This is a genomic window from Rossellomorea vietnamensis (genome assembly GCF_025398035.1).
GTDB lineage: Bacteria > Bacillota > Bacilli > Bacillales > Bacillaceae_B > Rossellomorea > Rossellomorea vietnamensis_B.
Map to the genome: position 1 here is coordinate 2084806 of NZ_CP104558.1, position 10961 is coordinate 2095766.

General features: G+C 45.8%; 13 protein-coding genes. 3 read left to right on the forward strand and 10 right to left on the reverse strand.

Annotated features, from left to right (window positions below; translation table 11 throughout):
* The first annotated feature begins 5 nt into the window (after window positions 1-5).
* The gene (gene ahpF / locus N5C46_RS10815) at window positions 6-1532 is read left to right on the forward strand and encodes an alkyl hydroperoxide reductase subunit F (protein WP_261752086.1); all 1527 of its coding nucleotides are present in this window, start codon (window positions 6-8) and stop codon (window positions 1530-1532) included.
* Between the two features lie 290 nt (window positions 1533-1822).
* On the opposite strand, the gene N5C46_RS10820 is transcribed toward ahpF, so the two are convergent.
* The 8 genes from N5C46_RS10820 to N5C46_RS10855 form a co-directional block, all read right to left on the reverse strand.
* A complete protein-coding gene (locus N5C46_RS10820; RefSeq protein ID WP_261752087.1) occupies window positions 1823-2566 on the reverse strand; it encodes an exosporium glycoprotein BclB-related protein in 744 nt (247 codons plus the stop codon).
* 366 nt (window positions 2567-2932) lie between these two features.
* Entirely contained in the window at window positions 2933-3784 is an 852-nt protein-coding gene (locus N5C46_RS10825) for a PP2C family serine/threonine-protein phosphatase (RefSeq protein WP_261752088.1), read from the reverse strand.
* Window positions 3785-3874: 90 nt separating this feature from the next.
* Window positions 3875-4561, reverse strand: coding sequence for an adenine nucleotide alpha hydrolase (locus tag N5C46_RS10830; RefSeq protein ID WP_261752089.1), 687 nt, complete (start codon window positions 4559-4561; stop codon window positions 3875-3877).
* Between the two features lie 141 nt (window positions 4562-4702).
* Window positions 4703-5155: a helix-turn-helix domain-containing protein gene (locus N5C46_RS10835; protein ID WP_254653091.1), complete on the reverse strand. Its 453-nt coding sequence runs from the start codon at window positions 5153-5155 to the stop codon at window positions 4703-4705.
* Between the two features lie 171 nt (window positions 5156-5326).
* Window positions 5327-5719, reverse strand: a complete 393-nt coding sequence (locus tag N5C46_RS10840) for a DUF5412 domain-containing protein (RefSeq protein WP_261752090.1) — start codon at window positions 5717-5719, stop codon at window positions 5327-5329.
* 142 nt (window positions 5720-5861) lie between these two features.
* Window positions 5862-6278, reverse strand: a complete 417-nt coding sequence (locus N5C46_RS10845) for a nuclear transport factor 2 family protein (protein ID WP_261752091.1) — start codon at window positions 6276-6278, stop codon at window positions 5862-5864.
* Window positions 6279-6358: 80 nt separating this feature from the next.
* Window positions 6359-7252 carry a DUF6843 domain-containing protein gene (locus tag N5C46_RS10850; RefSeq protein WP_261752092.1) on the reverse strand — a complete coding sequence of 298 codons (894 nt, stop codon included), beginning with the start codon at window positions 7250-7252 and terminating at the stop codon, window positions 6359-6361.
* An 80-nt stretch (window positions 7253-7332) separates the two neighbouring features.
* Window positions 7333-7491 carry a hypothetical protein gene (locus tag N5C46_RS10855; protein WP_261752093.1) on the reverse strand — a complete coding sequence of 53 codons (159 nt, stop codon included), beginning with the start codon at window positions 7489-7491 and terminating at the stop codon, window positions 7333-7335.
* A 414-nt stretch (window positions 7492-7905) separates the two neighbouring features.
* On the opposite strand from N5C46_RS10855, the gene N5C46_RS10860 reads away from it, so the two are divergent.
* Complete coding sequence (locus N5C46_RS10860) at window positions 7906-8175, forward strand: DUF3243 domain-containing protein (protein WP_159361303.1); 270 nt, start codon at window positions 7906-7908, stop codon at window positions 8173-8175.
* A gap of 53 nt (window positions 8176-8228) precedes the next feature.
* On the opposite strand, the gene N5C46_RS10865 is transcribed toward N5C46_RS10860, so the two are convergent.
* Both N5C46_RS10865 and N5C46_RS10870 read right to left on the reverse strand, forming a co-directional pair.
* On the reverse strand, window positions 8229-8996 hold the full coding sequence (locus N5C46_RS10865; protein ID WP_261752094.1) for a PAS domain S-box protein: 768 nt from the start codon (window positions 8994-8996) through the stop codon (window positions 8229-8231).
* Window positions 8997-9124: 128 nt separating this feature from the next.
* Window positions 9125-9676 carry a CBO0543 family protein gene (locus N5C46_RS10870; RefSeq protein ID WP_261752095.1) on the reverse strand — a complete coding sequence of 184 codons (552 nt, stop codon included), beginning with the start codon at window positions 9674-9676 and terminating at the stop codon, window positions 9125-9127.
* A 248-nt stretch (window positions 9677-9924) separates the two neighbouring features.
* Between N5C46_RS10870 and coxB the strand changes: the two genes are divergently transcribed.
* Entirely contained in the window at window positions 9925-10914 is a 990-nt protein-coding gene (gene coxB / locus N5C46_RS10875) for a cytochrome c oxidase subunit II (RefSeq protein ID WP_261752096.1), read from the forward strand.
* The last annotated feature ends 47 nt before the right edge of the window (window positions 10915-10961 follow it).

Consider the following 10961-nt stretch of genomic DNA (forward strand, 5'->3'; position numbering starts at 1 on the left):
TGAACATGCTTGAAGCAGATATTAAAGCACAATTAGAACAGTACCTGCAGATGATGGAAGGCGACATCGTCCTGAAAGTCAGCGCAGGCGACGATGACACATCGAAGGAGATGCTCTCTCTTGTGGAAGAGCTCTCTTCCATGTCATCCCGCATCTCAGTGGAAAAAGCAGAACTGACCAGAACACCAAGCTTCAGCGTGAATCGTCCTGGTGAGGAGACCGGCATCACGTTTGCCGGGATTCCCCTTGGACATGAATTCACTTCCCTTGTCCTTGCCCTCCTGCAAGTGAGCGGCAGAGCACCGAAAGTGGATCAAAGCGTCATCGATCAGATCAAGAGTATCAAAGGTGAACACCACTTCGAGACGTATGTCAGCCTAAGCTGTCATAACTGTCCGGACGTGGTGCAGGCACTGAACATCATGAGTGTCCTGAACCCGCACATCACCCATACGATGATCGACGGAGCTGCGTTCAAGGAAGAAGTGGAACGCAAGAACGTCATGGCCGTTCCTGCTGTCTACCTGAATGCGGAATTCTTCAACGGCGGACGTACGACGTTAGAAGAAATCCTATCTAAAATCGTGGAAGGTCCCGGTGCGGATGAGCTATCGGATAAAGATCCGTATGACGTCCTTGTCGTCGGTGGCGGACCTGCAGGATCCAGTGCGGCGATTTATGCGGCACGTAAAGGAATCCGTACAGGAATCGTCGCTGAACGCTTCGGCGGTCAGGTCCTTGACACGATGAGCATCGAGAACTTCATCAGCGTGAAGCAGACGGAAGGTCCGAAACTTGTGGCGAGCCTTGAAGAGCATGTGAAGGATTACGGCATCGATGTCATGAACCTTCAGCGTGCAAAACGCCTCGAGAAGAAAGATCTTGTGGAGCTTGAGCTTGAAAACGGCGCCGTCCTGAAGAGTAAGAGTCTGATCATCTCGACAGGTGCACGCTGGCGCAACATCAACGTTCCTGGTGAACAGGAGTTCAAGAACAAAGGAGTGGCATACTGCCCTCACTGTGACGGACCACTGTTCGAAGGCAAAGATGTCGCTGTCATCGGCGGAGGAAACTCCGGTATCGAAGCAGCCATCGACCTTGCAGGAATCGTCAAACACGTTACGGTCCTTGAGTTCAACTCTGAACTGAAAGCCGACGATGTACTGCAAAAGCGTCTTTTCAGCCTGCCGAACGTGACGGTGATCACGAACGCACAAACACAGGAAATCACCGGTACGGATAAGGTGAACGGCATTACCTACACCGACCGTGATACTCATGAAGAGAAACACATTGAACTGCAAGGCGTATTCGTCCAAATCGGTCTCGTTCCAAACACGGACTGGCTAGGCGACCTTGTAGAACGCACGAAATTCGGTGAAATCATCGTGGACAAACACGGTGCCACCAACGTCCCTGGCGTATTCGCTGCAGGAGACTGTACAGACAACGCCTACAACCAAATCATCATCTCCATGGGATCAGGAGCCACCGCCTCACTCGGCGCGTTTGACTATCTGATTCGGAACTAAGGAGATTTCTTACTAAAGTCCGTCCCTTGATTTGAGGGACGGACCTCTTTATGTTTTAACCCCCTGACTTCTCGTCTGAAAGCGGAAGTCCTTGCATCTTCTATTTCCCTTCCTTATCAATCCACTAAATTTTAACATATATATTCTATCATTGCCTGCTAATACGGGAGGGACGGATCTCTGTTTCACTGAAACAGAGGTCCGTCCCTCCCACAAAGTTTATGAAGACTTTAAATCTATTAAAGTCCTTATCCAATATGTGCGTTGCTTAATCCGTTAATACTTTGAAACTAGTTGATGGTAACCCCTGCACTCGCGTACCCTAATACGGTACCTACAAGTGTAATCCCTGTTACAGTAGCAGAGAACACCATTAATAGCCTGTCCCCCTGATCAACAGTGACTGCTAGATCTGATAGCGCTCCTCTACTGACATCACCAAGGGTAATAGGGGCAGTAATAGTGGGATTTAAGGAAACAAGGGTCTCGGGGATCGGATCGAAGGTATTCGTGGAAGGATCGGCTGAACGATATAACTGAGCTATGATAGTGGTATCACCCACAAGGGTTACGGAGGCAGTCGCACTAAAGAATGCAGACATGGAAGTGATGGTCCCTCCCCTGGGAACTGAGAAGGCAAAGTTTAGTAGCGTTCCTCCAGCTCCGGTCAGGTCAATTTGTCCACTTTCAAGTAGTGTCACCCCGGTAATACTGTTACCAAAACCTACAAGACTTGTCGTACCTACCAATCCTCCAGCAACGGTGGTCAATGCAACTGGAAGTCCAGAAGCATAGGGAATAATAGAGCCCGCGCCTGGAACTCCTGTATCTCCAGTGGCTCCTGTTTCACCTGTTTCACCTTGTGGTCCTGGTGGTCCTTGGGGTCCTTGGGGCCCTGTGGCTCCGGTTGGACCAGGAGGACAATTGCACTCATATGGAAAGATATCGCAACTCTCAGGAAAGAAGCTTGCGCTTGCTGGAAAATTAGTCCCTCTTCTTAACCTCGGTAACCCATTTCTAAATTGTTCTCTCAATTCTTTCACTCCTATTTGAAAAGATTTATTAAACTCAAGATTTACTCTTTCCCAGCCCACCCTTTCTTTATGAGTATTGAAAAAAACACTTGTGCACTTAAACCCCATCCTGATAATTGATAACACATTTTGGGTGGTTTTTTCTTAGCCACCTTTCTCTATTACTCTATCCTATGTAACGGAAATAGAAAAAACCGTCATATCGTCTATATAACGGTGCCTATTTTCAAATATATTCCATTTCAGGAATCCTAATCAATAAGTTCCTCCTTATAAATAAGAAGACTGGGGACGGACCTCCATTCTGCCGAAAGGAAAATCTTCAGGATTCTGTTTGGAGGTCCGTCCCTCATACCAGTTCCTTAACTAGAGTTCGAAGTCTATGATTATGCTTGCTTTGTCGTCGCTTTTTTTGAATCTGGCGTAGGTAATACATTCGGGGTCTGATTCTTCGAGATCAATCAGGTCGGCAGCATATTTCTCGATTCCTTTTTCAAGAATACTGCACGCTATGAATTCCCAATATGATTCTCCTTCTGGTATCGATTCCGCCGGAAGAAATAATCCATCGGTCAAGAGGATCAAATGGGAGAGCCCGACTTTGTTGATCTTCCCGTATTCAAAATACTTGACCGCTTCCGGCTCCCCGTTCAGGACTCCATATCCCCCTTTCGCATTGCTCAGCTGCCTGTTTGCAATCAGCTGTTCCTTTACATGGGGCATAATTTCATCCTTCGTCCTGAACCCCCGTCGGATGCACTCCCTCCACACTTCAATCGCCGTCTCTTCCAGGTGCTCCACCTGCAGCCTTGTCAAGGGACGGACCTCTCCGCTCTCGTAGACGGCAAGGATCATACAATCCCCGGTCTGGATGAACTCGATCCCGCTATCCTGCACGCGGACCGCTGCAAGGGCCGTCCCCCACAGCTGCTCCTTCCGATTGCCATCAATTTGATAGTCTGTCATTTTCATATGTAAACGTTCATTGATTCTGGTCAGTGCTTCATAGAGTGACTGATCCCCCGACTCCATTGATTCAAGCTCTTCTTTCACCGTATGGGAGGCAATGTATCCTCCTGTTAGATTCTCTTTGGAGACGAACGGAACGAGGGAGGATACGCCGTCTGCGATACCAAATAGAGACTGTTGCTCATTGAAGATCAAAGCATCCTCGTTTAGAGGTCCTTCCCCCTTGATGGTGATGTGGTGCAGTTTCATGTGAACACTTCCTTACTAGAAATATACTTTTATGTGAAAAGATCACTTAGGAGCCACTTATCAGCGAAACTCCGAATATATCAGCGATTCCTAAATCCGTTTCGGGACCACATCCCGAAACAAAAAGCGGTCCCGCCCCGTCACCACGTCCGGGGTCACTCTCTCGTCCCCAAGCTCGTACCGGATTGGAAATTCAAGATTCGGCCCGTCAAATACAAATGTATGGAACTCTCCATTCTCTCCGCACACATCGCAGTTCTCAGGATAGTCCCTTAGGAAATCCGCATCATATACTCTTCCCGCAAACGACCGATCAAGCTGTTCCATGTCGATACAGGTGAGCACAGTCTTGAATCCGCGCTCGATAAACTCGCGACCTAGTTCCCCAACATCCCGACCCCATAATGGAAAAACCGGCGTAATGCCCGTCCCTTCAAGCATCTTCTCCCGATATGCCCGTACATCCGCAAGATGAATATCCCCGAAGACCATATGCGTGACCCCGTCCTCCAGCATTCCGGAAACGGCTTTCCCCATCCGATCCTGATAAACTTCATTCGGACAGTCCTGCGGGATCCATACCTCACGCAGCGGAATACCAAGGGACTCCGACTGCTGCTTTAACATCGCATACCGGACCCCATGGATCGACACCCGGTCGAACCCTTCCGTCAGCGTCACGAGGAGCGAGTCCACCTCGTATTCAGGATTTTGCTGTATGTTATATAATGCCAGAGTGGAATCCTTTCCACCGCTGTATGCTATGACTGTTTTCATGTTGGCCCCCCTGTTTTCCAATGAGTTTTCTCACTATTCATTATTCCAAATCTGGACGGGGAACTCAAATTTCTTGGCATGAAAAAAAGAGGCTGTGAAGCCCCTTTTAGTTGATGATTTTATTATTAATATAAATCTCCCCTACTCCTCCCTATACTTATCCTTCACCACACCAGAACCGAATCCCCCTCCAAGCATAAGAATCAGTGGACCGAAATTCCACAAAAATGAACCGCCATATAAAGTCGCATCCATCGGGGTGAAATGATTCACCCCCAGGACGATCAATTTGATGACAAGTAATATGAAACCTATTAAAAACAACACATCGAACATAAATTTAACCCTCGGATAAGCGAGTTGTTTACTGTCTTGAATGACCTTCTCCTTCAACTCTTCATCACTCCTCAATAGTTCATCAATTGTCACTCCGAACAAGTCGCTCAATCGGATAATGATTTCGATACTCGGATAATTCTGACCGTTCTCCCATTTCGAAACCGATTGTCTGCTGACAAACAATTGCTCTGCCAATTCACCCTGGGACCACCCTTTATTGGTTCTCTCCCTCTTTAACTTCTCACCGAAAACCATTCCATCAGTCACCTTTCGCTGTTGATAGTTTCATTGTTGCCCATCATCTTTCAAACGTAAAGAACGGGATCGTTGCACACACCCGCAACCCCACGTTGACATGGGGAAATCCCAGTTATATCAATGATTTCGATATCATTTTCCACAGGGAAAAAGTGGCCCAGATCATCTTCATTGATGCCGGAAATCAAACTCCTCACCGGGTACATTCAGCGTTACTCCATTGATCACGACCGTATCCTCATCCGTCCACGAAATCTCGGCCGTCTCTTCCCGATAGTTCCAATAAATATTTTTCGTCTTGTTTTCTTTTTCGTTATCCACCAGTTCGCCTCTAACCCCATAAGAAGTCGTAGCTCCCCCATTGGTGACATATGCCCGCAGCGTGTATTTCCCATCAGGAGACGCTTCTTCTGTCAAAAACTCCCCTTCCGGCAGCCTGTTCATATCATAAAATGCCCAATAGACTGCATAGATCCCAAATCCAATCACACAAACAGCAAAGAGACCCAAAACAGTAAAGACCACTTTCTTTTCAGTTTCAACCCCACGATTTGGTCCCATATATATTATGTACTCCTTATAAAATGCCAGTATTATTCTTCCCATTTAGCCATTAACCACCGAAATCCTCTCGCCTTGCCCCTGCATGAGCAACCGTCCCATCCTGGAGGGACGGACCTCCAATTTCCAAACACCCCAACTCTTAAAACCCGATTTTGAGGTCCGTCCCTCCAATAGAAACCCCGGTCTCAATATAACCCCTCACCAGCTTCCATCCTTCTTTTCGTTTCTTAAAGGTGTTGAAGAACATGTTTCCCGTTTCCATCGGTTTTCCGTCCAGTACGATAGTGGCGTAGAGAATAACCATCGTTTCATCCTCTTTCATTGTAATGACCGACACTTCGCGAATGTCCCATTCTGCTTGTTCGCCTTTCACGTAGGCAAATCCCTGCTTCCAGCCTTCTACCGATTCCTCATATCCGAATGCCTCGATGTCTCCACCCCTGACTTCCCTCGCTTGATAATCAGCGGAAATGAATGTCTCCAATTCTATGAGTGATGAATTCTCCCATGCTTGTAAAAATGCGTCAAGAGCTGCTCGAAATGATTGATTGTCCATTGTAACCTCCTACACTTCGTTTCTACCAATTATTTCAAATCGAAGACATAAACTCAATCCCTATAAAAAAGAAGCCCGACTCATTCGTCACGCTCCCCATACTCTTCATAATATTTTTCGATTTCTCTTCCCTGTGCTGAGTATCGTTCATTTCCGTTTAGATGGAAGTCTTCCCCGCATGCAGATTTCGTCACCTGGAATTCATCGTACGTCATCTCATCCCCGTCGGATTGAGTCACCCTGCCTCCTCCGCTATGATAAATGCATTCATCTTCTATCAGAGCATGGTTCCCTTCTTCATCCACATAGAAATATTGATTTTCACTCACATGGTGGACTTGATCTTTTGTCGAAGTCCGATAGACTCCGTATCGTTCAATATCCGTCCTCATGAGGGTAGGCAAACTTTCAATCCCGACTGGAACGATGGAAAACCCATTCTCTTTTTCAAGTGGTGGCTGATCCGCAACGCCATAGAAAACAACGATTGTCCCCTCATGTCCTTCTTGGATGAGGTACTGAGACTTGATCCCTTCTTCCCTCTCCTTACCGGGTATCCAATTTACAGCTACAATCACGATGGCTAAAACAGTCACAACGCTTCCTAATTTCAGGTAAAACCTCTTGTTATCGGAATCAACATTAGACCCATGCTTCCTTTTCAACCATTCATCTATGAAGAAAAAGATCACCGCACAGATGACGGCGAACCAGGCAAATCCCTCGATCACAAAGTATGTAAGACCGCCAAATAGAGCATGGATAAATCCTGCGGTCATCAACCGCCCTTTCCATATCTTTTTCGTCAGCAAATCAGACAGCAGGGACACAGGAATTCCATATGCAACATTTCCGGCCAAAGCATAGATCAGAACAATCGGAAAGATCCACAGCCCTCCGTCCATTATGCTTATGACCATCATAAACGTTGAAAGGATCAGGGAGGTATAGAGTGCTGCTTTGATTTTATTCACCTGAGAAACCTCCACAAAGATATTGTGAATTACTTCACAATTAAACTTTACCATATAATGTGATTTCTCTCAATCGCCAACTAAAGTAGCTTTTTATTCCATTTCACCATCAACAACAGTACGCATCCATGAACGAGAGAAACCAGTACAAGCGTCACGTAGGGAGACATTCCATCCCAGGCATCCATGATATACGGTTTGTCAGAGACTGTGATGATTTGAAAGCCAATCACGATCATAAAGATGACCTGATAGAGGGCACTAGGATACATTCCGCCTTTTAAAAAAACTCCTTTAAGGTGCCAGACCCTGATGAAAAGACCGTTTACAATTAAAGATAAGAAACCGGAAATTAGGAAGGTTCCCCACGAAATTGTATTGCTCAGAATGTCAGTAAAATTGAATATACAAAGGCACATAAGCAATGCCCCCACCAAAGAATAAAGAACCTTTTTTAAATCGACTCACCTACTTCACATTATTCACCTAGTGTAATTTTACACGAAAAGAAGAATTGTTCCAATATTTTCTTAAAATAAGGCTTCAATATGCTCTTACCTGTTTAATCTACTTCTAAAAGGGAAACAAACAACTACAACCAACAAAAGGAGGAATTCATTATCGCACACGATCCGAAACAAGCAGCGGCAAATATGAATGAAGACAAAAAGGAAGAGATTATGCAGCATTTCGATTCTTTCAAGGATTATTTGGGAGATCAGGTTCACAAAGGAGAAAAACTCGGACTGAGTGAAGAAGCTCTATCAAAAGGGGCTAAGCGCGTGGCCGATTATTTAGCGGAGCATGAGGAACCGCGTAACCGGGAGCAGAAAGTGCTGAATGAAATGTGGCATGTAGCCAACAAGGAAGAGCGTGAGCATATGGCTCATGTATTAGTGAAACTTGCAGATCAAACCAATTAAGATACACAGTTCCGAGCCCCCAGTAGAGAGATCTTTGGGGGCTTTTCCTATGATTAATGTTGTTCTTGTAGAATCATCCCTATTTGGGCCAGGGCCTCTTTCACGTTAGCCACCGTTGGAATCGTGGATAAATCGACCCCCACCTCAATTGCTTCAACGGCTAATTCCGGTCTAATTCCTGATATGATGGAATGCACACCGAGCAGGGATAATACGTTCGTAATCTTGAAGAGATAATCGATGACCATGCGATCAAGCGTATAAACACCGGAAAAATCAATGATTAAGCGATTGACGTTTTGGTCCCTTACTTTGCCCGGAATTAAATCGAGGAGCGTCATCGCTTTCACTTGATTTATCTTCCCTCTTAGCGGAAGAACCGCCACATCATCGATCAACGGTACGATGGTCGCTGACAATTCATTGATTTCTTCATTCATGTCATGTTGATTCTTTTCTGTTTCTTTCCGACTCGTGATATCCCAGACGTATGTTTGAATCGCCTTCGTATCCCCAAATTTCACAGGGTGGCAATACAACTCGACCTCCACTCTCGTCCCATCCATCCGGAAGACGGTCTCTTCAATGACATCCGCCGGTTTTCCATATGCAGATTGAATCCTCCGGCTGATCGCGGCCTTTGAGCTTTCCTGGAAAATATCGAGGGGGCTCGCACCCATCATGCTTTCTTTGGTGCTTCTAAAGAACTCTTCTGCTGCATGGTTTATGTACAGGACCTTATAGTCCGTATGGATGATGAGTGGATCCCGTGAATATTCCATAACTTCTTTATAATCTACTTCTGCAATTGAAACATTCACTTTATCACTCCTTTTCCTTCTACGATACAGGTTGTTTTAGTAGATAGCAAGGATGATGGTATTCCCTGCCAATCTCTTCCCCATAAAAAAAAGCCAACACATCACGTTAGCTTTTCTACTTACTATATTCAACCGGTTGGTTCCTTTTTTCTAAAAATATACTCAACCATTCCTCTGATCAAATAGGAAAGAACAAAGTAAATCACAAATGACCACCACATTTTCCAGTGATAGGTCCTGTAAATATGGAGCCATTCAAATAGAGTCTCTCCAACAAATGACGCTCCACCGGCAAGAACAAGGGTGGCATAAAAGAACGGCTTCCCTTTGGGAAAATATCTATATAACAGCATGAAGGTGACCGGGATTAAGGCATAGTCGAATAAGTATGCTTTCGGCAGAATCGGGATCAGTTGTCCAGGGTATCCCCACATTCCAAGATCAAACCCAAATCCGTCTAAATTGGCGGCAACGATGATCCATACAAGTCCAAGAAATAGCAGTTTTGGCTTATTCGTTTCGTTTCTCGTCAAACGAATAAACACCACCCAGGTCAGGATGAAAAGAGCGAGGGTGAACCACCAGCGAGGACTTAGAAAACAATACTCCAGCCAATAGTCGATATTCTCCCGGGTAACTTCCAAAGACTTCTCTCTTATTTGATCATATCGTTCTTGCATACACTATCCCCTTTTAAAAAACGCCCTCATAGATGATCTAAGAGGGCTCTGAATGCAGGCTAACTAATTCGAAAATAGTATTTGCCAATCAAGAGATAATATTCTCCGTCATGGTACAAATCCCCCACTCCTCACTATTTTCTAAATTTTTCGTTTAATCGACAGGAATAAGAGGTAGGGTATGTATGGAAAGGCTTACCGTCCTATGTTCAGGGACGGACCTTGCAAAATGTTGAAAGGAGGATTCCATGAAGCGTCTTAGTTTCGCTATTTTGCCGGCTGTATTGTTCCTCACAGGCTGCAGCTCTTTTAAAGTCCTCGATCCGAAAGGAACCGTGGCCGAACTTCAATTGAACTTATTTCAAATTTCCATTGCGATCATGCTGCTGGTCTTTTTTGTCGTGTTTTCCATGTTCGTGTACTTCACGTGGAAGTACCGGGAAACGCCGGAGCGCCGACATGTCACTCCTTCAAACGTCAAAGGGAACAAGAAGCTTGAAGTGACGTGGACCGTCATTCCCATTCTCTTATTGGTGATTCTCGCCGTCCCAACAGTGAAGGGAACCTTTTCCCTTGCAGAATCGGATGAAAACAGCGATAACCCTCTGAAGATCGAGGTCACGGGACACCAATATTGGTGGGAGGTCCACTACCCCGATCAGGGCATCACCCTTACAAACGAAGCATACATACCAGTGGATCGGCCTGTCGTATTCCAGTTGAAATCCGACGATGTCATTCATTCCTTCTGGATGCCAAGGCTTGGCGGAAAAAAAGATCTCCTACCAGGAAAGACGAATACGCTGACGCTGAATGCCTCAGAGGAAGGCGTCTACAAAGGCCAATGTGCCGAGTTATGCGGGGCTTCCCATTCCTATATGAGATTCCAGGTTCAAGCAGTCGAAGAAAGTGAGTTCGCTCAATGGATCGACCAGGAAAAGAAGAAAAAGGCACCAGATGCGGTGACCACGGCATCTGAAAAAGGAGAAAAACTGTTTATTTCCAAGTGCTTAACCTGTCATGCGGTATCGCCTTCAGAAAGAAGCAAAGGACCGAATCTTTCCGGAATGGCCGGTAAAGAGCGGATCGGGAATGTTCTCCCCAACACAGATGAAAATAGGAAGAAATGGATCAGGGACCCGTCCTCATTCAAACCGGACGTCAATATGCCTTCGTTTCCTGACCTGACAGAAGAAGACCTTAACGCCTTAAGCACGTATCTTTCCCAATTAGAATAGGAGGTGGAGAATATGGATATCAAGTACACCCTTTTCGGACGGGAATT